This window comes from Alteracholeplasma palmae J233, assembly GCF_000968055.1.
Taxonomy (GTDB): Bacteria; Bacillota_I; Bacilli_A; order Acholeplasmatales; family Acholeplasmataceae; genus Alteracholeplasma; species Alteracholeplasma palmae.
Window position 1 is genome coordinate 1074857 of sequence record NC_022538.1, and the last position, 22637, is coordinate 1097493.

Annotated in this window: 25 protein-coding genes; 4 read left to right on the top strand and 21 right to left on the bottom strand. The window is 27.9% G+C overall.

Going from position 1 to position 22637, the window contains the following annotated elements; genetic code table 11:
- Nucleotides 1-106: 106 nt before the first annotated feature.
- The 6 genes from BN854_RS04950 to nadD form a co-directional block, all read right to left on the bottom strand.
- On the bottom strand, nt 107-1072 hold the full coding sequence (locus tag BN854_RS04950) for an aldose epimerase family protein (protein ID WP_026660560.1): 966 nt from the start codon (nt 1070-1072) through the stop codon (nt 107-109).
- Between the two features lie 11 nt (nt 1073-1083).
- The gene (locus BN854_RS04955) at nt 1084-2184 is read right to left on the bottom strand and encodes a mandelate racemase/muconate lactonizing enzyme family protein (RefSeq protein ID WP_026660568.1); all 1101 of its coding nucleotides are present in this window, start codon (nt 2182-2184) and stop codon (nt 1084-1086) included.
- Nucleotides 2185-2384: 200 nt separating this feature from the next.
- Nucleotides 2385-4586, bottom strand: coding sequence for an SF1B family DNA helicase RecD2 (recD2, locus tag BN854_RS04960; RefSeq protein WP_026660571.1), 2202 nt, complete (start codon nt 4584-4586; stop codon nt 2385-2387).
- Between the two features lie 11 nt (nt 4587-4597).
- On the bottom strand, nt 4598-5737 hold the full coding sequence (gene mnmA / locus BN854_RS04965) for a tRNA 2-thiouridine(34) synthase MnmA (RefSeq protein ID WP_026660575.1): 1140 nt from the start codon (nt 5735-5737) through the stop codon (nt 4598-4600).
- A gap of 5 nt (nt 5738-5742) precedes the next feature.
- On the bottom strand, nt 5743-7590 hold the full coding sequence (locus BN854_RS04970) for an NAD(+) synthase (protein ID WP_026660578.1): 1848 nt from the start codon (nt 7588-7590) through the stop codon (nt 5743-5745).
- 6 nt (nt 7591-7596) lie between these two features.
- Nucleotides 7597-8157 (bottom strand): nicotinate (nicotinamide) nucleotide adenylyltransferase, encoded by a 561-nt coding sequence (gene nadD, locus BN854_RS04975; RefSeq protein ID WP_026660581.1) that lies wholly within the window; start codon nt 8155-8157, stop codon nt 7597-7599.
- A 168-nt stretch (nt 8158-8325) separates the two neighbouring features.
- Between nadD and BN854_RS04980 the strand changes: the two genes are divergently transcribed.
- The gene (locus tag BN854_RS04980) at nt 8326-8757 is read left to right on the top strand and encodes a Fur family transcriptional regulator (protein ID WP_026660589.1); all 432 of its coding nucleotides are present in this window, start codon (nt 8326-8328) and stop codon (nt 8755-8757) included.
- Between the two features lie 58 nt (nt 8758-8815).
- Here the strand turns inward: BN854_RS04980 and BN854_RS04985 are convergent, their stop codons facing one another.
- From BN854_RS04985 to gmk, 4 genes are all read right to left on the bottom strand, one after another.
- Nucleotides 8816-9184 (bottom strand): methylglyoxal synthase, encoded by a 369-nt coding sequence (locus tag BN854_RS04985; RefSeq protein WP_026660594.1) that lies wholly within the window; start codon nt 9182-9184, stop codon nt 8816-8818.
- Between the two features lie 12 nt (nt 9185-9196).
- Nucleotides 9197-10102: a 16S rRNA (cytosine(1402)-N(4))-methyltransferase RsmH gene (gene rsmH / locus BN854_RS04990; protein WP_193354446.1), complete on the bottom strand. Its 906-nt coding sequence runs from the start codon at nt 10100-10102 to the stop codon at nt 9197-9199.
- A 126-nt stretch (nt 10103-10228) separates the two neighbouring features.
- Entirely contained in the window at nt 10229-10438 is a 210-nt protein-coding gene (gene rpoZ, locus BN854_RS04995; RefSeq protein ID WP_026660596.1) for a DNA-directed RNA polymerase subunit omega, read from the bottom strand.
- Between the two features lie 3 nt (nt 10439-10441).
- Nucleotides 10442-11059, bottom strand: coding sequence for a guanylate kinase (gene gmk, locus BN854_RS05000; RefSeq protein WP_026660600.1), 618 nt, complete (start codon nt 11057-11059; stop codon nt 10442-10444).
- 164 nt (nt 11060-11223) lie between these two features.
- Between gmk and BN854_RS05005 the strand changes: the two genes are divergently transcribed.
- Nucleotides 11224-12777 carry an Rqc2 family fibronectin-binding protein gene (locus tag BN854_RS05005; RefSeq protein ID WP_026660604.1) on the top strand — a complete coding sequence of 518 codons (1554 nt, stop codon included), beginning with the start codon at nt 11224-11226 and terminating at the stop codon, nt 12775-12777.
- 68 nt (nt 12778-12845) lie between these two features.
- The gene (locus BN854_RS05010) at nt 12846-13454 is read left to right on the top strand and encodes a superoxide dismutase (RefSeq protein WP_026660613.1); all 609 of its coding nucleotides are present in this window, start codon (nt 12846-12848) and stop codon (nt 13452-13454) included.
- 124 nt (nt 13455-13578) lie between these two features.
- Here the strand turns inward: BN854_RS05010 and BN854_RS05015 are convergent, their stop codons facing one another.
- Together BN854_RS05015 and BN854_RS05020 are read right to left on the bottom strand one after the other, a co-directional pair.
- Nucleotides 13579-14310 (bottom strand): AAA family ATPase, encoded by a 732-nt coding sequence (locus BN854_RS05015; protein WP_026660618.1) that lies wholly within the window; start codon nt 14308-14310, stop codon nt 13579-13581.
- A 138-nt stretch (nt 14311-14448) separates the two neighbouring features.
- Nucleotides 14449-14655 carry a hypothetical protein gene (locus BN854_RS05020; protein WP_026660623.1) on the bottom strand — a complete coding sequence of 69 codons (207 nt, stop codon included), beginning with the start codon at nt 14653-14655 and terminating at the stop codon, nt 14449-14451.
- A 712-nt stretch (nt 14656-15367) separates the two neighbouring features.
- On the opposite strand from BN854_RS05020, the gene BN854_RS05025 reads away from it, so the two are divergent.
- On the top strand, nt 15368-15955 hold the full coding sequence (locus tag BN854_RS05025) for a recombinase family protein (RefSeq protein WP_026660629.1): 588 nt from the start codon (nt 15368-15370) through the stop codon (nt 15953-15955).
- Nucleotides 15956-15961: 6 nt separating this feature from the next.
- Here the strand turns inward: BN854_RS05025 and BN854_RS05030 are convergent, their stop codons facing one another.
- The 9 genes from BN854_RS05030 to rnr all read right to left on the bottom strand — a co-directional run bounded on the left by BN854_RS05030 (nt 15962) and on the right by rnr (nt 22526).
- On the bottom strand, nt 15962-16603 hold the full coding sequence (locus BN854_RS05030) for a hypothetical protein (protein ID WP_026660637.1): 642 nt from the start codon (nt 16601-16603) through the stop codon (nt 15962-15964).
- Entirely contained in the window at nt 16597-17289 is a 693-nt protein-coding gene (locus BN854_RS05035; protein WP_026660644.1) for an ATP-binding cassette domain-containing protein, read from the bottom strand. The genes BN854_RS05030 and BN854_RS05035 overlap by 7 nt, the downstream gene beginning before the upstream one ends.
- The gene (locus BN854_RS05040; RefSeq protein ID WP_026660653.1) at nt 17267-17641 is read right to left on the bottom strand and encodes a GntR family transcriptional regulator; all 375 of its coding nucleotides are present in this window, start codon (nt 17639-17641) and stop codon (nt 17267-17269) included. The genes BN854_RS05035 and BN854_RS05040 overlap by 23 nt, the downstream gene beginning before the upstream one ends.
- Entirely contained in the window at nt 17628-18347 is a 720-nt protein-coding gene (locus tag BN854_RS05045; RefSeq protein WP_026660660.1) for a hypothetical protein, read from the bottom strand. Before BN854_RS05045 ends, BN854_RS05040 begins: the two co-directional genes overlap by 14 nt.
- Nucleotides 18348-18418: 71 nt before the next feature.
- Nucleotides 18419-18703 carry a hypothetical protein gene (locus tag BN854_RS05050; RefSeq protein ID WP_045959792.1) on the bottom strand — a complete coding sequence of 95 codons (285 nt, stop codon included), beginning with the start codon at nt 18701-18703 and terminating at the stop codon, nt 18419-18421.
- Nucleotides 18704-18713: 10 nt separating this feature from the next.
- Entirely contained in the window at nt 18714-19136 is a 423-nt protein-coding gene (locus tag BN854_RS05055; RefSeq protein ID WP_026660677.1) for a GNAT family N-acetyltransferase, read from the bottom strand.
- Entirely contained in the window at nt 19117-19998 is an 882-nt protein-coding gene (locus BN854_RS05060) for a phosphatase PAP2 family protein (RefSeq protein ID WP_026660685.1), read from the bottom strand. The genes BN854_RS05055 and BN854_RS05060 overlap by 20 nt, the downstream gene beginning before the upstream one ends.
- A 34-nt stretch (nt 19999-20032) precedes the next feature.
- The gene (smpB, locus tag BN854_RS05065; protein WP_026660692.1) at nt 20033-20476 is read right to left on the bottom strand and encodes an SsrA-binding protein SmpB; all 444 of its coding nucleotides are present in this window, start codon (nt 20474-20476) and stop codon (nt 20033-20035) included.
- Nucleotides 20454-22526 (bottom strand): ribonuclease R, encoded by a 2073-nt coding sequence (rnr, locus tag BN854_RS05070; protein WP_026660700.1) that lies wholly within the window; start codon nt 22524-22526, stop codon nt 20454-20456. The genes smpB and rnr overlap by 23 nt, the downstream gene beginning before the upstream one ends.
- Nucleotides 22527-22637: the final 111 nt, after the last annotated feature.

A 22637-nucleotide genomic window follows, 5' to 3' on the forward strand; every position in this document is an offset into this window, starting at 1 on the left:
GTTAAGGCTTTCAAAGTCAATCTTTTAGGCTTTAAATTGAGTTTTTCGTGCTCGTGCACTTGATGTGCTTTTTAAAAATGAAAAAGAAGCTAGCAAATGCTAACTTCTACTTTTCTTCTAATGTGTATGTAACAGTTTGTTTAAATGTTTCACCTGGTTTTAATATGATATTGCTAAATTCAGGATGATTGACTGCATCTATTTCATATTGTGATTCAAAAGCTATTCCATGATATTTATTGACGATAACATCTCTTGTCAACATTTGACCTGATGGAAAATTCATGGAATATATTTGTAAACTAGGATAACTTGTTTCCATTTTTAATGATTTATTTTTGTATGTTAATAAAACTGTGTGATTATTTTTTTCAAATACTAGATTATGGTCAATTCCTTTTTTAGATGAATTTTGCAAAAATGGATCTTCTATAATATCACCTATTCTTACTTCTTTTCTAAAGTCAAGCGGAGTGTTTGTAACATCTATTAATTGACCACTTGGAATACTGAACTCATCTGTATCTAAAAATTTATTTGCAGAGACTTTTAATTTATGATTTAAAATTGTATTTTCTTCACTTAAGTTAAAATGTACATGATTGGTTATGTTAATTGGTGTCTTTTTATCTGTTGTGGCAGTATATGTAACTAATAATTGGTTCTTATCTAGTTTGTATGAAACATCTAGGGTTAGATTACCAGGGTAACCTTCTTCACCATCTTTAGATAAGTATCTTAATACTATTTCTTCATCTGTCTTTTTTATAACATCAAAAGTTCTCATATAAAACCCTGTAGGTCCGCCATGCCCACCGTGATTACCAGCAAAGTTTCTGTTTAGTTGATAGACTTTACCGTCTATTTCAAACTTGCCATCTTTAATTCTGTTTGCGACTCTACCAATTGTATTTCCATAAAAACCAGTTCTTGGTCCATCATATACTTTTAAATCTTTATTTGTTAAAATAATATTTTTTTTATCTTCGTATGCTAGCCACTGATACATCGTAGCACCTTGATCTAAAACTTTAAGTGTTTGATACTCATTTTTGATTTCATAAATTTTCATTATAATACTCCTTAGAATTCTTCTTTAAATGGAGCTAATTTTTCAAAATCAAATGTTACACCTGTTCCTGGTTCTTCAGGAGCAATAGCATAACCAGTTTTTTTATCAATTACAAGAGGTCTTGTAGTATATTGATCAATTGGGAAACTGTGCATTTCTAAGTATCCTTTATTTGGTAATGCAGCAAGTAAACTTACATGTAATTCTTGCATACCGTGTGCTGATACTGGTAAATTATTCACATGTGAAATTGCAGCAACCTTCATAAATCCTGTAATACCACCTACGTTTGAAGCATCTGGTTGAGGGAATCCAATTTGTCCATATTTAATTAAATGAGCAAATTCCATTGGAGTTCTTAAGTTTTCGCCAGCAGCAATTGCCATACCGGTTCTATCTGCAATTATCTTATGTCCTTCATAATTGTTTGGATCAATTGGTTCTTCTAAGAATAAAATATCATATTTCAAGAATTCACGAGCTGCTTTAATTGCTTGTTCAACAGTCCAGCTCATGTTAGCATCTACCATGAATAAAGTATCTGGTCCAATCATTTCTCTTAATGCTTTAACTCTTTCAATATCTTCTGCTAATGTTTTTTGTCCTACTTTAATTTTGATTGCTTTTAATCCCATATCAAGATATTTCTTATGGTGTGCTAATAATTTTGGTAATGGGAAACTTAAATCGATTGCTCCACCATATGTGAAGACTTCGTTAGATGATCCACCTAGTAATTTATATAATGGTTCTCCTGCTTTTTTAGCTCTTAAATCCCATAAAGCAATATCTACAGCTGAAATCGCAAAGCTTGCTAAACCACCGTGACCTAAATAGTGAACTGCAGTTTGCATCACTTCCCATAAATGTTCTACATTAGCAGGATCTTTTCCTAATAATGCATTTCTTAATTCAATTTGGATAAGTTTAGCAACTGAACGTCCGCCAAACCCTCCTGTATATGTATATCCAACACCAACTCTATTATCATCAGTGATAACTTTAACTATTGGTACTTCAAAATGCGTATGAACGCCATGTTTCGCATCACTTACTAATTCAGGAAGTGGAATGCGGTAATACTCTACAATGATATCTTTAATTGTTGACATTTTCAATGCCTCCTATTTATTGTTGTCCGTTATCTTGGACACTGTCTATATTATAAGTCGTTTTAGATAAATAATCAATAGTTTTACTTAACTTTTTAAAATAAAAAGCAAGCAGAAATATTATTCTGCCTGCTTTGCTAGTCTTTATTCATATTTTACCACTTTATTCTATAACTTACAATCAAGTTTTAAATGCTTATTTAATCTAAAAAGTCATATGGAGAAATATCATCTGAATCATTTACTTGATTCATACTGCTTAATCTTTGAGCTAACATAGTTTTTCTTTTTTCCGCTAATTGATTAGAGGCAAATTTGAGTATTTCCATATTTCCTAAAATTAGTAGATACTTTTTTGCTCTTGTGATAGCTGTATAAATTAATTCTTTTTTTAACATATGCATATATTGTCTTACAACAGGAAGTATAACAATAGGGTATTCACTTCCTTGAGATTTATGAATGCTGATTGCGTAAGCTAAATTTAATTCTTCTAAGTCTTGTTTATAGTATCTCACTTTTGTCTCATCAAACGATACTTCCAAAAAAGGTTTAGAATCATTGTCGTATGAAAACTCTGTTACAAGTCCTATATCGCCGTTCATTACATTTCTTTCAGGGTCATTGACTAATTGAATCACTTTATCATGCAAGAAAAAGGTTTTATCGTTATAGTTTAATCCTTCGTTTTTGATATTAGGATTAAACGTTGACTGAATGAGTTTATTGATTTCATCAATACCTAAATCACCTTTATACATTGGTATTAAGACCTCTATATCATCTTTTAAACTATATCCTTGTTCTAAAGCACCTTTGATTTGACTTAAAATCATATTCTTAATTTCTGGAATATTACCTGTTTTAAAATAAACATCTTCGTTTGTCATTAATAAATCATCTGTTAAGTTTTGTTCATTAATACTTCTTGCCAGGGTAATAATATGAGAATCTTTAGCTTGTCTGTGGATTTCATTTAATTTAACAGTAGGTATGACTTTTGACGCAATCATATCTCCTAATACATTTCCCGGGCCAACTGATGGTAGTTGATCTTCATCACCTACAATAATCACTTGATGATTCACTCTTATCGCATCAAATAACTTTTTAGCTAAAAAGATATCTATCATTGATGCTTCATCAATAATTAATAATTTCTCTCTTATTGGATTATTTTCATCAAATGTGAATTTCCCATCATAGTTGTATCCTAGTTGTCTATGAATTGTTTGAGCTTTTAAATCTAGTAATTCTTCCATTCTTTTAGCAGCTCTGCCGGTTGGGGCCATTAATGCTAGTTGGTAATTCTTTTTAAAATCAACATCGTAATATAATTGATACACACTAATAATACCATCGATAATTGTTGTTTTCCCTGTACCTGGTCCACCTGTAATAATTGTTAAAGGGTTATTAAGTGCCGTAATAATTGCTTGTTTTTGAAGGTTAGTATATGTAATACCTTTTTGTTTTTCAACAAAACTGATTAAATCAGCTAAACTATCATTATCTAAATCAAAGGAATCGTTTAATAAATGTTTAATTTTATCAGAAAGAGCTAGTTCAGTATGATAAATAACTGCTAAAAAGTAATTATTATTTTCTAGAATAATCTTTTTTTCGTTAACAAGTTCCTCTAAGGCATCCTCAATAGGTAAATCTTCTTTAAGTAATCCTCTTACCATTTCATAAATTTCAAATTTAGTTGTGTATAAATGTCCATTTTGGTAAGAAAGAGTTTCTAATGTATAAATAATCGAAGCTTTAATACTTCTTAAGTCAGCATTAGATAGTCCAAATTTTTTAGCAATTGCATGTGCTTTATTAAAACCAAATCCATCTATTTCATACATTAATCTATAAGGATCTTCTTTTAGCTTAATAAGCGTATCATCATGATATGTATTAATAAGTTTTAATGCAACTTTACTTGTAAGTCCATATCCGTAAAGTTCTACTAATATCTCTTCTTCTTTTTTATTTTCTTTTAACTGATCATATAATTTTTTACTTTTAAGTTCAGTAAAACCTATTTTAGATAAAATAGTATGATCTTTAATAATTTGTTCAATTGCTGTTTCACCAAAAGTTTCAACAATTTTAAAGGCTGTTTTAGGTCCAATACCTACAAAAAAAGAGCTAGATAAATAACTCACTAGCCCTGATTTAGTTTGTACTTCTAACTGCTTAAAAGAATCTACTTTAAATTGTTTCCCGTAAGTATTGTGTTCTGTATAACTCCCTGTAAATTCATATGAAACATCATCACTTAGTTTTGGAAAATAGCCAACAACAGTAATTGTTTTATGGTCTTCAGTTTCAATTTTGGCAATTGAATAACCATTTTCAGCATTATGAAATAAGTAAGTTTTTATGGTGCCGCTAACAACTTCTGTCATGATATCTCCTTTTAGCTATAAAGTCTTTTTTTCCCTTCGTTAAACACTTCGTTAATAAATCCCGCTCCTAAACAAACATCATCTAAATAGAAAGCAGCTGCTTGTCCAGGTGTCACAGCTTTTATTTTTTGTGGGTATGTTACTTCAATTGTCGTATCATCTAACCATTTAATAAATACATCTTGATCTGGTTGACGGTATCTAAACTTAGCAAACATTTTTCCTGATTTTTTTTCACCTCTCCATTTTACATCAGTAATAATTGCTTTATCACTATATAAATAAGGGTGATCAAATCCTTTTTCTACATAAAGTGTATTTGTTTTTAAGTCTTTACCCACAACAAACCATGGTTCTTGACCATCTTGTGTACCACCTATACCTAAACCTTTTCTTTGTCCAATTGTATAGTTCATAAGTCCAAAGTGTTCTTTAATAAATGTTCCATCAAGCGTTCTCATATCGCCACTTTTAGCTGGTAAATAATTGCTTAAAAATCCTGAAAAATCTCTTTCTCCAATAAAACAAACGCCTGTTGAATCTTTTTTAGTAGCATTAATTAAATTATTTTCTAATGCTATTTTTCTTACTTCAGGCTTTGTTAAGTGTCCAATAGGAAATAATACTTTTTTTATTTGTTCACTTTCAAGTTGTGATAAGAAATATGTTTGATCTTTATTATTATCTACTGCTTTAATTAATTTAGGGTTATTGATATCTGTTTGATCAACTTGAGCATAATGCCCCATTGCAATGTAATCAGGGTTAAATTTTTGTGCATATTCTACAAATGATTTAAATTTAATTTCATTATTACATAGAATATCTGGATTAGGTGTTCTATTTTTTCTATATTCATCTAAGAAATATTCAAAGACTTTATTCCAATATTCATCAATAAAGTCTACTTTATGTATTTTAATACCTATTTGGTTAGCAACTCTTACTGCATCTTGATAATCTTTTTCTTGTTCGCAAACTTCATCATTTAAAGTTGGGTTACCATTAATATCACTGTTGGTTGCGCTATCCCAGTTTCTCATGAAAACAGCTTCTACATCGTATCCTTGTTGTTTTAGTAGTAACGCAGCAACACTACTATCAACACCTCCGGATAATCCTATTAATACTTTTTTATTTTTATTATTCATTGACTTCACTTTCTTTTTATATCGCTTGGTAATCTTAATTCTCCTCTTGGAGATAAACTTATAGATAATACTTTTGGTCCTTCTGGCATAGGTTGTCTTTTGAACTGCTGAGTATAAAAACGTTTAAAGAAACGTTCGATATATTTATCATTTTGCTCATTAGTAAGTCCAAATGTATTTTCAAGTAACCATTTAATTTGTTTTTTATCTTTACCATTTACTAAAAAATGATACATGATAAAATCATTAATTTCATATAATCCTACTTCATCTTCAGTTTTTTGTTCTTTTTTGAGTTCTGGTGAAATAGGTGCGTTATAAATACTTTCTAATATATTTTTATAATCTTTAAATTCATTTTCAGCATAATACTCAACTAATGCTTTAACCCATATTTTAGGTAAACCAGCATTCACGTTATACATACTCATGTGATCTCCATTAAATGTCATCCAGCCTAAAGCAATCTCTGACATGTCACCTGTGCCTAAGACAAAAGCATTTTCTTTATTAGCAGTGTTCATTAAGATCATTGTTCTAATTCTGGCTTGTGTATTCTCATAGGTAGTATCTTCATGGTTATGGTTAAGTAATTCTAGATGTGTTTCAACTTCTTTTTTAATTGGAATCACTAATTGTGTAATATTTAGTTTTTCCATTAGTTTAACTGCATCATTTTTACTTCTATTTGAAGTTGCCTCTGCAGGCATTGTAATCCCAATGACATCTTTTGGGTCTCTATTTAATTCTTTTATTGCTTTATACGCAGTTAATAGTGCGAGTGTTGAATCAAGCCCTCCAGAAATACCAATGACAATTTTTAAGTTATTTACACTTCTTAATTTAGTTTTAAGAGCCTCTGTTTGAATTGCACTCGCTAATCTAAATTGATACTCTGTATTATTTTTAGGAATAAATGGTGTTTTATCTAATTGTTTTTCAAATTGATATGTTTTACTTTCAGTTATTGTAAAAGGAATGAATGGAATATTTTTTTCATTTCCTATTTTTTGATCTGCATAAGTCATATCAACTCTTCTTTGATGTTTAATAGCATCAACATCAACATCAACTACTAAAGTCTCATCTTTATTGAAAAAATCTTTTTCTCCAATAACCTCACCTAAAACAGCAGCCAGTTTATGATTTGAATAAACAACATCAGTTGTTGATTCACTTGAGCCACAGCTTGTATAAAAATAACCACTAATCTGTTTTCTTGAGTGATCTATCACTGCACTTCTTCTACCTTCAACTTTATTAATATGCTCTGTTGAAGCAGATAGATTAAAGAGTAAATGTGCTCCATTTAAGGCAAGTAAATCACTTGGAGCATAAGTAGTCCATAAGTCTTGGCATATTTCAACGCCAAATTTCACATTATATTGACTATTTTCAAAAATCATATCTCCAAATAAAACTTTTTGTCCTAAAATAGTTATTTCTTTATTTTGGGTAAACATTCCTGCTTGAAACCATCTTTTTTCATAAAACTCTTTATAATTTGGAATGAATTTTTTAGGTATCGCTCCAAGTATTTTCTTATCTTGAATAACAATAGCTGCATTAAACAAAACTTCATCTACTAAAAGTGGTAAACCAACTATGTATACCCCTTTATAAGTTGTTTTATCTATTACCTCTTTTAAAGCTTCTAAAGACTCATCTAAAAAACTTTTTTCATAAAATAAATCAGCTGCTGTATATCCACTTAATGAAAGTTCAGGAAAAAGAACAATAGCCGATTGACTATTATTTAATATTTTTAATGTTTCTATTGCATTTTCTAAAGGACGACCAATTGTTTGGTTAATGGTTGCTAATTCTACTTTTATAAATCCGTTTTTATACATAACTTTTCACCTGCGGTATAGTTTGTTTTTTATAATATATTCATATACATCATTCATTAAATAATCTTTGTTTAATTCTACGTTATTTCTAACCTCAGTTGAAGATATATCTAAATCAAGTTGAATAAATCTAATTCTAGGATTATATTCATCATACTTAGTTTCATCAATTTTATAATTAGGTCTTAAAATAACAATTAATTCATATTTTTTTAAAATTTCTTCATATTTAATCCAATTAGAAAAGTTTAAATACTGATCGCTACCAATCAATAGTACTATTTTTTCATCTCGATATTCTTGACTAATTTTTTCTAACGTCTCAACTGTTCCATTAAATTTCTGTTTTTCTTCTAAATGGGAAACAATTAAGAATGGGAAATCTTTTTGGTAAAGTTTTAACATGTTACTTCTATCAGAAAAAGAAACTAAATCATCTTTATGATAAAGTTCGCCCACCGGTATAGCAATAAAAGCTTTTGGTTTAAAAAGCTCATAAGTTGTTTGTATGATGTTATAATGTGCCTTAGTGGGTGGATTAAAAGCTCCGCCATAAACAATAATCATTTCTAATCACCAAAAATATTATATCATTATATTGCAATTTTTACTTTATAAACGTTTATTGATAGCGTATTTATTACCTTTTTTGTATAATAGATATATTAGTTTGATTGATTTTTTTGTAAGTGGAATCCTTTTAACTTACAAAAATGGCTTAAGGAGGAAAGAATTATGGATAATCACTACACTAATTATCTTTCTCATCTAGATAAAGATGCTTTTAGATTAACTAAAGCAAGAAAAGCTTTACTTGATGTATTAGAAAATAATCATTTAAGATTTAAAGACATCCACGATCGTTTAGTAGAAAAAGGATTTGATAACATTTCTACTTTATATAATAATTTAGATTTCTTTGTTCAAAACAAAGTTATTATGGAATTAAATATTGATGGTGAGATTTATTATGATATTGCACAAAATAACCCTCATCATAATATTTCTAGTCACATTCATATTGTGACAAAAGATTTAACTAATGAAACACAAGAAATTTCAGAAATCCAAAATCCAGAAATTTTTAATTTGGTTAAAGATCATCCGCTATTTAAAAATAGTAATGTAGAATATATTCAGATGATTGTCTCTGTTATTAAAAAATAAACAGTTTCGCTTAGATGTCAAAAAAAGAGATTATGTGGTTAAATAATCTCTTTTTTTATTACTTCTTATTAATATGTTCTAAAAATAATGTGGCACTGGCAAGATTGGTTGCTAAAGGTACTTCATAAACATCACATAATCTTAATAATGCTGAAACATCAGGCTCATGAGGTTGAGCCGTAAGTGCATCTCTAAAAAAGATAATGATATCTAACTTATCATTAGCAATCATAGAACCAATTTCTTGATCTCCGCCAAGTGGCCCAGATTTTTTTCTTTCTATTTTTAAATGAGTAGCTTCCATCAAAAGTTTTCCTGTTGTCCCTGTTGCAAATAAGTTATGCTTTGAGAATGCTTTTTCATTTTCTTTAACAAATTGTATTAATTGTTCTTTTTTCTTATCATGGGCAATTAATGCTATATTCATTTTATATTATCCTCACTTATTTTTTTCAGCTACTCTTAATTTAGCAGAGTGGCTTCTTTTATTTTCTAATAGTTCCTCTTCTGTTGGTAATATTGCTTTTCTAGTAATTAACTTTAATGGGGCAACCTCATTACTTATAATAGGCAGTCCTTTAGGTATTTTTATTTCACTATATTCTTTAAAAAAGTGTTTGACAATTCTATCCTCTAAAGAATGAAAACTAATTAATGCCATTCTACCGCCAACATTTAATAGTTCCATACTTTGTACTAAAGCGTCTTTTAATACTTCTAATTCCTGATTCACTTCAATTCTTAGCGCCTGAAAGACTCTTTTAGCACTGTGCCCTTTTTGTTTAAAGTTATATTTATCTGTAATAGCTACTAAATCAAAGGTAGTTTCAAGGGGTCTTCTTTTAATAATTTCACTAGCTATTTTAGAAGCATTTTTTTCTTCTCCGTAAATAAAGAAAATATCTCTTAATTGTTCAAATTCATAGGTATTAACAATTTCTTTAGCGGTAATTCTTTGTTGTTGGTTCATTCTCATATCAAGTGGTTTATCTACTAAGTAACTAAAGCCTCTATCAGAATCATCTATTTGAAAAGAGGATAACCCTAAATCAAATAAAATACCATCAATCTTAGTAATACCTTCTTCGTTTAACTTTTCTTTAAGATATGCAAAGTTACTATGAATGATTTTAAAATTAGAATATTTAGCTAATCGTTCGCTTGCTCTTTTAATAGCATAAAGATCTTGGTCAAAAGCATATAAGAATCCTGAATCTAATTGTTCTAGTATTGCCTCACTATGACCACCACCACCTAAGGTCGCATCCACGTATATTCCATTTTTTTTAATATTTAATCCATCTACAGTTTCTTTTTTTAATACTGTTATGTGTTTTAACATAATATCACCAAGTGCTTTCATAAAAATTATACCATACTTAAATACTTACTAATATCTTAAAGTATATATATTTAAGTTAAATATATTTAAAATTACTTAACTAAATATAAAAAAAATAATGCCTAAGCATTATTTAAATGTTACTTCTACTCTATCATCTAAAATTTCTTCTAAAGCTTTACCAACTGATTTTACTGAATCAGCATCTACATCTAAGTTTTCTTCTTCAATCATATGTGCAACTTTACTTGCTGCATAAACTAATTTATACTTAGAATCTATTTTATCTAATAATTTATCAATTGATGGGTAACGTAATCCTTCTTTATTTCTTGCCATGTTTTATTCCTCCAACATTTTAATGTAATTATGAATAGTTCGTTCTGTTTTAGCATGTTCAGCACGAATGATAGCCATAATTCTATCTGCAGCATTATTCACATCATCATTAACTACAATATAATCATATTTATAAGCTAATAAGAATTCTTTATCTGCTTTTTCAACTCTTTGTTTAATAATTTCTTCGCTTTCAGTTCCACGTTTTTTAAGTCTATCATATAATGCTTGTTTTCCTGGTGGAACAATGAAGATAAAGACCGCATCCTTCATTCTCTCGCGAACTTGTAATGCTCCTTCAACTTCTATTTCTAAAACGACTTCTTTGCCTTGATCTAATTGAGCTTCAATTTTATCAAGAGGGGTTCCGTAGTAGTTACCTACAAATTCAGCCCATTCTAAAAACTTATCATTTTTAATACCATCTAAAAATTCTTCTTTGCTTACAAAATAGTAATCTTGACCATCAATCTCACCTTCACGAGGCTTTCTGGTAGTCATTGAAACAGAGTATACTAAGTTATGATTTTTAATATCAAACAAAGCTTTTCTAACTGTCCCTTTTCCAACACCTGAAGGACCTGAAACAACTATTAATAAACCACGTTGATTAAGTTTCATAAGTACCTCCTTGTATTCTTAAATCATTATATAAGATATATGAAAAAATGTAAATAGTTTTCATTGTCAATTTCGTTTATTTTAGTCTTTTCATTATTTTTTATGCTTGTTATCGCTCATTTAAGTTATTGTTTTTGTGTTATACTTATTATGAGGTGTATATTATGGCATTTGACGGTGTTTTTATTTATCATTTAATCAATGAATTTAATACAGAATTAAAACAAGCAAGAATAGAAAAAATCAATCAAACAGATAAAGAACTTTTCTCATTTCAATTATATTTTAATAAAAAAAGAATGTTTTTAAATATCAATTTAAATTCTCATTTATGTAGTGCTTTTCTTACTTCAACGAAGAGTACTTCTAGTCTTTCATCCCAGTTTTTAATGACTCTAAGAAAGCATTTAGAAGGTGGAATTATTAATAATATTTCACAACACCATACAGATCGTGTGATCATTTTCGATATTACCACCTATGATTTTTTAGAAGGTCCTGTGACTAGACAGTTAATTTTTGAGGCAATGGGAAAGCATGCTAATTTATATCTAATTAGCGACAATATTATTCTAGATTGTTTTAAAAAATCTTTTTCTTTAACCTCTAGACAATTAATGCCTAAGGCAACTTTTGAATACTTTCCTTCATCTAAATTATCATTCTTAGATTATACTTATGACGCTCATCTTTCGTATAAGGAAATAACAGAAAAATACGAGGGCGTTTCAACTTTACTTGCAAAATATCTAGTCAGTGAAAAAGTAATGAGTCTTAAAAACCTTGAAGTTGTGCCTACCTTGGAATTAGATAGCCAAAAATTCTATTTCATCGATATTTTTAATTCTTCAAATAAGAAATACTTCAATTCATTATCAGAACTTCTTTCTAATCGAGGTATTAAAAAAGTAACTTCTAACTTAAAACTAGAAAAATTTATTGATGATAAACTTAAGAAAGCGATAAAAAAGAAAGTTACCTTAGAATCTCAAAAATTAACAGCCGAGAAGAATTTAGTTTATAAAGACTACGGAGATTATATTTATCAATCAAACCTTGATTTAAATTTAAAGTCAGCTACTTTAGATGATATTTTACTTGATTCTAATTTAACATTAAACCAAAATGCTCAAAAGTTTTATAAACTTTATCAAAAAGCTAAAAGAACTATCACACATATGGGCGACTTTTTAATTGAGATTGAAGATAAAATTACTTGGTATGAAGATATTATAAAAAGTTTTTCATATCTTAATAGTGATGATTATAATGATTTAGAACAAGAATTAATTTTAGAAGGTTATAGTAAGAAAAAACAAGTTCATCACTCAAAAAAGAAATCAAAGCCTAATATTTTACAAATAGAAATACCCGAAGGTATCATATATATCGGTAAATCAAGCACACAAAATGCTTATTTAGTTTCTGAAATAGCACATTCTAATGATTACTGGTTTCATATTAAAGATGGTGGCGGGAGTCATGTCATCTACAGAGGAGACACTTTAAATGAAAATGTCATTAGAGTGGCTTCAATGCTGGCAGCGCATTTTTCATCTTATAGTGACTCCAGTTCTATTCCCGTTGATTATACACAAGTAAGAAATCTTAAGAAAATCCCTGGAAAACCAGGTTATCAGTTAAACTACAAAAACCATAAGACAATCTATATTGATATTTCAAAAGAAATGATTGATTCTTTGATTTCTAAGCAATAACTTTGAAATTGTTTAGTTTTTTGTGTATCATATAACTATAAGAAAGACTTATAGGAGGAAATATTAAAATGAAATTTGAATTACCAAAATTACCTTATGCATTTGATGCATTAGAACCATTTATAGATGCTAAAACTATGGAAATCCACCATGGTAAACACCATAACGCTTATGTTACAAACCTTAACGCTGCTTTAGAAAAGCACCCAGAATTAGATAAAGACTTAGTTTCTTTATTAAGCGATTTAGAAAGTGTACCTGCTGATATTCGTACTGCTGTACAAAATAACGGTGGTGGGCACTTTAATCACTCACTATTCTGGACTTTACTAAAAGTAAATAACGGAGCTACTCCAGAAGGTAAATTGAAAGATGCTATTAACCGCGACTTTGGTTCATTTGAAGCTTTCAAAAATGAATTTGCTAATGCTGCTAAAACTCGTTTCGGTAGTGGTTGGGCTTGGTTAGTCGTTGGAAAAGATGGTAAATTAGTAGTTACTTCTACTTTAAACCAAGATACTCCACTTGATAAAGGTACTCCAATTTTAGGATTAGACGTTTGGGAACATGCTTATTACTTAAATTATCAAAACCGTCGTCCTGATTATGTTGAAGCATTCTTTGCAGTTGTTAACTGGGATGAAGTTTCTAAACTTTTTGAAAAAGCAACTAAATAATTAATGATAATCCCCCGTCAATTATCGGGGGATTTTTTATACTGTTGATCAATTTTATTTTTATACTTACTTAAAAAACATGCTAAAGGCAAACAAAAAAATAAATGATAATAAATAAGAAATCTTATATACTAAGTTCTTGTAATAGATAAGTATTATCTTCTAGTTTTTCTAGTTTAATATTTTGATTAACGGTAGTGTAGATGACTTGTTTATTTGTTTTTACAATTTTATCTAATAAATAGGTAATTGTTTGTTCATCCAGTCTATTATATAAATCATCTAACAATAATACTTCGCACGATGAATCAAGTAAATCTAATATCTCATTTGCCTTTGCTTTATATGTATAGACAAATTTACAATTAGTAATTTTATTTAATATAATACTAAATAGATCATTATCTTTAGTGTATTGCAATAGAGGCAAAAGTAGTTTTGTTTCTTCTAAATTAATGAGTTCCAAATATTTTTTTATATCCCCAATTACTTGTTTTCCCAATTTTAAATTAGAGCCATTTTTTATATAGATGTCTTTAAAATAAGAGTCATATTGACCACTTAATCTTTCATAAACAACTTTTGATGCTAATACTCTAAATTCATATTGGAATTTTTTTTCATTAAGTATAAAGCTAAGTTCATAAGTAAATATTTCTTTATGATTAATATAGTTTAAGTCTTTAGAAGTAATGTCACCTCTAATGAAGCACACTATTTCTTCTAGACTTTTAAGTATCGTTGTTTTTCCTGTGTTGTTATTACCAATAATCTCTAATGTTTTGTAGCTACCTAATTTTAGAGTAATAGGTTCTTGAAAATATTTGATATTACTTATTTTTATTGTTTCTATCATTTAATCATCCCTTTTAAATTTTATCTTATTCCTATTTTTATTTTGAATTTTTTAATACTTTTTATATCTATCTAGGCTTATGACTAGCATCTTTTGTCAAGCTATCCTCGTTTTCATTAACTTTATCTCTTTTACTTTTTAAGTTTTTTCTTTTATTTCACCATATACTATTCCAACTATTAATCCACAAGTTATACTAAGTATTAAAAATAATATGATGCACAGTGCAGGTAATATATAACCTTCAAGGTATAACCCTATTGATAATAAAACCATTGAGGGTGGATATAATAATCCTACAACAGATATAACCATATTCTTGTCTATATTTATTTTGATCTTCATTTTCAGAAACACTCCATCCTCTATTTCCAAGTTTGCAATAATTAAATTTTCCTAATCTTTTAATATTATTTGCTCTTTTTGTGCGCGTAACCATTGTGAAGTATGTGCCCTTATTTATGATTCATCTGGTAAAATATTCAATCTTTTGTTTCATTAAGAATGACTATATTAGATAGATTATCTAGACTATATTTAAATCGATTTTAAGCATTTTATATAGTATTTTTTCATAATTAATTTTATGATTTTTAATGCTAAATAGTCAATTTATACGAAAAATAACAAATTTTATTATTTGTGCTTATTTTTTATTCAGACTATCATTACATGTTTGTGGCTAATTACTAGTATTTTTTATTTTATACTTCTAATAAATATGGATACGTGTATCAAAATAAATGCCAAAAGTATAATTTTAGAGCTTAACATCCAGTTCAGTTTTCTTTGTGCTTAACAGTTTATATTACTCATAAAGGTACACCTTTATAAATTAAATTTTAAAAAGGATTATACACGTCTATTTTAGCATATTTAGAGAAAAAAGGCTTGTATTATCAATCAAATGTATCAATTCTAGACATTTTTAAAGCATTATAAAGGTGTACCTTTAACAAATTTTACTTTTATGCTTAAATTTTGAGCATTTTTTTTTATACTATTTTTCAAGTATATTGATATAATATATAGAAAAGTGAATAAGAAAGGAATTATTATGCGCTACGGTTATGTTAGAGTTTCAACAATCACACAAAACATCGACAGACAATATGAAGAAATGCTAAGGCAAGGCTTAAGTGCTAAACAAATTATTATTGATAAGCAAAGTGGGAAAGACTTTGAGAGAAAAAATTATCAAAATTTAAGAAAAAAACTTAAGAAAAATGATTTACTACTAATCCACTCCATTGACAGATTAGGTAGAAATTATGATATGATCATTGAAGAATGGCATTATATTACAAAAGTTATTGAAGCGGATATCAAAGTACTTGATATGCCCTTACTAGACACTAGAAATGATGCCAATAATTTGGTTGGTAAGTTTATAAGTGATATTGTTTTACAAATTTTATCGTTTGTTGCGGAAACTGAAAGAAAAAATATTAAACAGCGTCAAGCTGAAGGAATAAAAATAGCTAAAGAAAAAGGCGTCCACATGGGGCGCCCTAAATATGTACTTCCTAATAATTTTAAGAAAGTAGTTAAGAAGTATAAGAATAATGAATTAACTGTTTCTCAAGCTTTGCAAATACTTGATATGAAATACTCTACTTTTTTAAAGTATTCTAAAGATATCTAGTGCTTTTTATACGTATGCTTGAACTCCATCTTTTAGATCCTTTTTTTCATTTATTATTATAATAAAAATGAAGTTTAACAATAGGACTAGACAGCCTAAAATATAAGCAAGAATTATTTCTTCATTATAAACGTTATCCTTATAGAAATCCATAGCTTCAAATGCGATACCTGCATCTACTGCCATTAAAAACCAAACTGTAACTTTCAAAAATTTATTTATATTTTTTATATTTGATTCTGCAAAATAGAAAAAAGAAATCACTATAGAGTATAGAAAGATTGTTTTATTAAATATATTTATGATTTCAAAAAAAGTAAGATTTGTTTCTATATTCTTATTATAGTTTAGTGTGTAAAAACAAACGCTTATACCAATCACAGTTGATATATATATTAAGTATTCTAGAATAAATGTTAGCATAATCTTAATTTTACTATAAGGAATAAAAATCATTTTTGATTTTCTTAAATATAATTTAAATGCAATATTTAAAACTATAAAAATATTTATAGATAAAATGACAATTTTTGCAATATCGTGTGGCATAAAATACGTTCCAATCATAACTAATAGCGAAGTCGATATAATACTATAAGTGTATTTATTAAAAATCTTACTTAGATTATAGTTTAGAATTTTTAGCATTTTTTATAAAGCTCCTTGTAGTACTGATCAATAGATAGTCCAGTTTCATCTCTAATTTCATCTGTTTCTTTATTAAGAATAATCTTTCCCTCTTTCATGAAAACTGCAGTATCAATAATTCTTTCAGTCTCAGAAATAAGATGTGTTGATAAGATAATTGTTGTTTCTGGTGTTGACTTTGAAAGAATTAAATCCAATATTTCAATTCTATCCACTGGATCAACACCAGTAAGTGGTTCATCAAAGATATAGACTTCAGTTTTTCTAGATATTGCTAAAATAACAGATAATTTTTCTTGTGTTCCTTTTGACAACTCAGAAACTCTCTCTTTTAAACTAATGTCATATTTTTTTAACATAAGCAATGCTTCATCTGAATCAAAGTCTTCAAAAAAGTATTCATACCAAAAAATAAAATCCTTAACTCTTGAAAGTTCAAATCCTGAGGCAATCATAAAAGAAATCTTTTCTTTTGAATGCTTTCCTAATTTATGATCATCTACCAAAATTTCTCCCGTTGTTGGTATTAAAAGATGCGCAATACTATCTAATAGTGTTGTTTTTCCCGCACCATTATTACCAAAAATACCATATATTTTTCCTGGGAGAAATTCTATATTGATGTCATCTAGTGCTTTTTTATTTTTAAATTTTTTAGTTAAGTTAGAAATTATTATTATCGCCATTGCGCATCTCCTTTATGTATTCAATCAATTCTTCTTTTGTTATCCCCAAACTGAAAAGTTTATCAAATGTTTGTTTCATATTAAACATAATAACTTCTTGTTTTTCATGCTTTATTTTTTCAATATCCTTTGTTACAAACTTACCATTTGTTCTTTCTGTATAAATAAGTCCTGCATTTTCCAGTTCTGATAATGCTTTAACTACAGTATTAGGGTTTGTCTTAGTTTCTACAGAAAACTCTCTAACAGATGGTATTTTTTCTCCTGGCTTATAAGAACCATTAATAATTTTTAACCTAATTTGTTCCACTAATTGCTTAAATAAAGGTGTCTCATCATTAAATTTCCACATTCGCATCACTCCTGTCTGATAAAGATTTCAATCTCTTTTCTTGAAAGTGAGAGTTAGCTAATACTCTTTTATACCTAATTACTGTTAAAATTAAGTAAAAAGGAATCATTATAGATAATAAGATGACTGGTTTGATAACTTTGGTTTCATGTGTAAATGATATAACACATAGCAGAAGTGAATAACCAACATAGGTTAAAATGAATCTAATGAAATATTTTAAAAGACTTACTTCTTTTTCTTCCACTAAAAACCTTGTCACTATGTGATCTATTTTACTCACGGATATATAAAAATGATAAATGACTGAACAGATGAGCATCACTACGAATAATAGAATCAATAAATCTATTCTCTCTATCATATTTTCTTTTCTTAGAAATAAATTCATTGGAACTAAAGTGTAAATAATAATATTTTTTATATCATATTTGAGCAAAAAACTGATTTGATTTTTAGTTCTTTTTTCTGCCTCTATTGGAAGTAATAAGAGGTAACTTTGTTTATTCGTCATAGTAGTTAACTTCGTGTTAAGCACATAGATAAAACCAAAAATATGATAAATAATTATTTGAAACTCCCTGTCATTATTTTTAGTACCCTTATTTAGAATAAGAAAAACAAATTGTAAAATAAAAAAAGATACCATGATATATTCAAAAGTAATTGTATTCCAACTTCTTTTATATAGCTTATTTAAGTTCATATTTCCTCCTCGTTGTATCACTATACTAATACAATAACATAGTGTTTAAAAAATAGCAAGAAAAAAAAGTATCATATTGATACTTCTTCTATTTCTGTATATTCAAAATAATCTTTATAGTATCTTCTAAAATCTTCCTTGTTCTGTTTTCTAATGTTTGACTTATAAAAAGTAAAAGTATGATTAAAGTGATCTATTTCTAAAAATTTTATTTTATCATTAATATAAAATATCTCTTTGATACCACCATTATAACGCGTCCAGTTATCTAAGGTTGCACTAGAGTTTTTTTCTAATTCTAGAGAGCACAAGTGCCATATTCTACTATTTTTGATTCCAAAATCGAGTCGCATCATTTCATTCACCTCAATTAATCGTCATTTTTATATGGGGGATGTCATCTTCTAAATAGATATTTCCTACTGTTTTAAATCCTATCTTTTCATAAAATGGTTGTGCTTGAACTTGAGCTGAAATCGTAATTTGTTGTTTATGATCTCTAATCATTTCTTCAATAATTCTTTTAGAATATCCATTTTTTCGTGCTTCTTTTTTAGTTACTACTCTCCCGATAGACGCTGTTTCATATTTAATGTTTTCAGGAATAAATCTGGCATAACTGATAACTTCAGACTTATCATTTAAAATAAAATAATGTTCAGCTCTTTTATCAACATCGTCTAAATCTTGATAAGCACAATTTTGTTCTAATATAAATATCTCTGATCTTAATTTCAATATATCATATAATTCATTGATAGTTAATTCTTTAAAGCTTTTCTTGATCATAACCCACCACTTTCTTAAATACATATAAAGAGCCGATACTTATCCATAACCCTAATAGTAAGTATAAAATCGCGTCCTTATATAAACTTTGATCTTTAAAAATAATCTCAATTACAAAGTAAATTAGTAAAGCCCCTAATACCCCAATGATGAATTTATAGATATGTTTTAACCTACTATTTTTAACTTCATATTTCAAATACTTCTTATCTAAATAATATCCTACACTAAATCCTAATAGTCCAAATGCTCCTATATAAATTTTATGATAACTTTCGTATGCCGGTTTAAAGAATAATAAAATAATTAGAATAACACTAATTAAAAAACTTAAAACAAGTGCATATACTTCTTCCTTATTATTCATTTTCTTAAATAAAAAATTACCTAGCAAATACATTAAGCTTCCCAGTGCTAGCCCTGCAATTACATCTGTTAAATAGTGTTGACCTAGATACATTCTTGAAAATAGAACAATAGTAGTTAAAAAAATTAAAATTATTTTAATATATTTATTTTTATAATAACTCTCATTATAAATAAAAAGTGACTGAATTGTAATAGCTTGTGAATGCCCACTTGGGAATGAATATCCTCCTGTTTTTCTTAAAACAGTTAGCTTTTCATCTTGAATATAAGGTCTAGGTCTTTTTACTACTTGTTTTATAATGGTTGCCATAGCAGAACTCAACAAGAAAACAAAGACCAATCTATAAGCTGATTTTTTATTTATAAACCAATAAAAGAACACAACCACCAGAATAAAAACATATTGATCTCCAAGTTCTGTGATTAAATTAAAAAAATGATCAAAAAAAACATTTCTTATTCTCTGAATCATTCTTATTATTTCTAATTCCATAAATACCTACTTAATATTTTTAAAATTTACTTAGTTAGTTCATTTTAAATTGTTTTTTCATGCGCATTTGCATATCTTTTTCTTTTAGGCTTTCTCTCTTATCGTAATTTTTCTTACCCTTTGCAAGTGCGATTTCTATCTTAATCAGTCCATCTTTTAAATATACCTTAAGTGGTATAATTGTATACCCATCTTCTTTTATCTTACTTTGAAGTTTAAGTATTTCTTTCTTATTTAATAATAATTTTCTAGTACGTAATTCATCATGATTAAATCTATTCCCAAAATCATACTTTGAAATATGCATATTAAGAAGATACACTTCATTATTTCTAATATTAACATGTGCATCATTTAAATTCACTTTAGTAGCTCTAATAGACTTAACTTCGCTTCCTAGAAGCTGGATTCCTGCTTCATATCTTGTTTCTATAAAATAGTCATGGGTAGCTTTTTTATTTTGTGCGACGATTTTCATATTTCTTCACCAACTCTTTTGATTCGGTATCAACTATGGAGTAGTTCATTTGTTTTTCAATCATGTTAACATCAATTAGTTTAACAACAACTCTATCTCCCAGTTTATAATCTTTTCCTTTATTATTTTTATAAGTAAGTGTTTGTTCATCATACTCATAAAAACCACTTAAATCTCTTAATGATATAAAACCTTCAATGCCACTTTCAAGTTTGATAAACATACCAGCATTCATCATTTGTACAATCAGTGCAGGAAAGGTCTGTCCAATTTTATCTAACATGTATTCACAACTTTTTGCCTTATCTACATCACGTTCCATCATGATAGCTTTTCTTTCTTGTGCTGATGTGTGATCAGATACATCAGGTAAAATTCTGTTAAAGTGCTTAACACTCTTTTTCATATCTTTTTTTGTAAATAAAAACTCTCTAATCATTCTGTGTAAAATAAGATCAGGATATCTTCTAATAGGCGATGTAAAGTGTGAATAATATTTAGCACCTAAGCCATAATGTCCAAGGGACTCTGGACTGTATTTAGCTTTTTGCATTGCTCGTAATAAAGTATTATGAACAATATACTGATAAGGCGTATCCTTACTTCCTTCAGTTAGTTTTTGAATACTTTTAGGTTGGATCATACGTTTATAATCAACAGGTTGTCCTAGTTTGAACAATGTATCTAAAGCCTGTTCCATTTTTTGTACATCAGGTTTTTCGTGTATTCTATAAATTCCTGGTAAGTTTAATCTTTGGAAATTATAGGCAACTGTCTCATTAGCTAACAACATAAATGATTCAATAAGTTCTTCTGCATCATCTGTTTTTCTTTCTTCAACATCTATAATTTTGCCTTCATCATTAGTGATAAATTTGATTTCAGTGCTCTCAAATTCAATCCCTCCACGGCGTCGTCTATACAATTTTAATTGTTGGGAAATTTCATTCATTTTTAATAACATATCATCAAGTTTTTGATCATTTAAACTTTGATTTTGCTTTAACAATTCATTAACTTCTTTATAAGTTAATCTTCTTTTACTAATGATAATGCTTGGGAATATTTCATATGATAAAACCTTATATTCATTATCTAAAATCATTTCGCATGTAATTGTATATTTAGCTTCATTAGGATTTAAAGAGCATAATCCATTGGATAAAACATGAGGGATCATAGGAATCACTCTATCCGCTAAATATGCACTAGTAGCTCTTTTATAAGCTTCTTTATCCACTAATGTCCCTTCTTTTACAAAGTAACTTACATCAGCGATATGAACGCCTAATTTATATGTGCCATTATCATTTTTCACAAGTGAAATTGCATCATCTAAATCTTTTGCATCAGCTCCGTCTATTGTAATAATAAACTCATCTGTTAAATCTCTTCTTGTTTGTTTTTCATATTGTTCATCAACCTCAATATGTTCTAATGAATCTAGCACTTCTTTTGGAAATTCTAAAGGCCATTGATATTCATAAATGATTTCTAAGATATCTATATCTGGATCATTTTTATGTCCAATGATTTCACTAAATTCTGTAACAATATTATATTGAGTGATACTTACTACTTTTAATAATACAACGTGACCATCTACTAAACTATCTGGGAAATTTTTAACTACAACATTTTTATCAAATGTTTTGTTTGGAGTAAATAAAACATTATTTCTATTCTTTTTAACACTTGCAACAATATCAGTTAAGTTACGTTTTAATACTTTAATTACTGCATTATACTTTTTATGTTTTTGAACTAATACTAAATCCTTGTTCATACCATCTTTTAAATCTCTTTTTTCAAGTATTAAATCTTTCCCTTCTTGTAAGAGAAAAGCTACATTCTTTTTAACATCTAATAAACCTAGAGCATATCTTTTACTAAGTGAATATCCATAAGCTTCATGATAGTCAAAAAAACCTACCATTTCTTTAATAAGTTCTAATGCGTCACCTTCAAATTTATCTTCGATTTCTTCAATTGTTATAAATTCTTTATTTTGTTCATAATACCATATGAACACTTCATTTAATCGGGTCATTCTTCCACCTCATAAATATTATAACATTAAATAACTAATCATAAGAGTAAAAGTTTTGTAATGTAAATTCTTTCAGTACAAATAATTTATTTATTTATTTGCATTAAAAAA

Bases quoted from the DNA above. Each gene is read 5' to 3' on its own strand.
- BN854_RS04950 (WP_026660560.1), bottom strand. From the start codon at position 1,072: ATGAAAATTTATGAAATCAAAAATGAGTATCAAACACTTAAAGTTTTA.
- BN854_RS04955 (WP_026660568.1), bottom strand. From the start codon at position 2,184: ATGTCAACAATTAAAGATATCATTGTAGAGTATTACCGCATTCCACTT.
- recD2 (WP_026660571.1), bottom strand. From the start codon at position 4,586: ATGACAGAAGTTGTTAGCGGCACCATAAAAACTTACTTATTTCATAAT.
- mnmA (WP_026660575.1), bottom strand. From the start codon at position 5,737: ATGAATAATAAAAATAAAAAAGTATTAATAGGATTATCCGGAGGTGTT.
- BN854_RS04970 (WP_026660578.1), bottom strand. From the start codon at position 7,590: ATGTATAAAAACGGATTTATAAAAGTAGAATTAGCAACCATTAACCAA.
- nadD (WP_026660581.1), bottom strand. From the start codon at position 8,157: ATGATTATTGTTTATGGCGGAGCTTTTAATCCACCCACTAAGGCACAT.
- BN854_RS04980 (WP_026660589.1), top strand. From the start codon at position 8,326: ATGGATAATCACTACACTAATTATCTTTCTCATCTAGATAAAGATGCT.
- BN854_RS04985 (WP_026660594.1), bottom strand. From the start codon at position 9,184: ATGAATATAGCATTAATTGCCCATGATAAGAAAAAAGAACAATTAATA.
- rpoZ (WP_026660596.1), bottom strand. From the start codon at position 10,438: ATGGCAAGAAATAAAGAAGGATTACGTTACCCATCAATTGATAAATTA.
- gmk (WP_026660600.1), bottom strand. From the start codon at position 11,059: ATGAAACTTAATCAACGTGGTTTATTAATAGTTGTTTCAGGTCCTTCA.
- BN854_RS05005 (WP_026660604.1), top strand. From the start codon at position 11,224: ATGGCATTTGACGGTGTTTTTATTTATCATTTAATCAATGAATTTAAT.
- BN854_RS05010 (WP_026660613.1), top strand. From the start codon at position 12,846: ATGAAATTTGAATTACCAAAATTACCTTATGCATTTGATGCATTAGAA.
- BN854_RS05015 (WP_026660618.1), bottom strand. From the start codon at position 14,310: ATGATAGAAACAATAAAAATAAGTAATATCAAATATTTTCAAGAACCT.
- BN854_RS05020 (WP_026660623.1), bottom strand. From the start codon at position 14,655: ATGAAGATCAAAATAAATATAGACAAGAATATGGTTATATCTGTTGTA.
- BN854_RS05025 (WP_026660629.1), top strand. From the start codon at position 15,368: ATGCGCTACGGTTATGTTAGAGTTTCAACAATCACACAAAACATCGAC.
- BN854_RS05030 (WP_026660637.1), bottom strand. From the start codon at position 16,603: ATGCTAAAAATTCTAAACTATAATCTAAGTAAGATTTTTAATAAATAC.
- BN854_RS05035 (WP_026660644.1), bottom strand. From the start codon at position 17,289: ATGGCGATAATAATAATTTCTAACTTAACTAAAAAATTTAAAAATAAA.
- BN854_RS05040 (WP_026660653.1), bottom strand. From the start codon at position 17,641: ATGTGGAAATTTAATGATGAGACACCTTTATTTAAGCAATTAGTGGAA.
- BN854_RS05045 (WP_026660660.1), bottom strand. From the start codon at position 18,347: ATGAACTTAAATAAGCTATATAAAAGAAGTTGGAATACAATTACTTTT.
- BN854_RS05050 (WP_045959792.1), bottom strand. From the start codon at position 18,703: ATGATGCGACTCGATTTTGGAATCAAAAATAGTAGAATATGGCACTTG.
- BN854_RS05055 (WP_026660677.1), bottom strand. From the start codon at position 19,136: ATGATCAAGAAAAGCTTTAAAGAATTAACTATCAATGAATTATATGAT.
- BN854_RS05060 (WP_026660685.1), bottom strand. From the start codon at position 19,998: ATGGAATTAGAAATAATAAGAATGATTCAGAGAATAAGAAATGTTTTT.
- smpB (WP_026660692.1), bottom strand. From the start codon at position 20,476: ATGAAAATCGTCGCACAAAATAAAAAAGCTACCCATGACTATTTTATA.
- rnr (WP_026660700.1), bottom strand. From the start codon at position 22,526: ATGACCCGATTAAATGAAGTGTTCATATGGTATTATGAACAAAATAAA.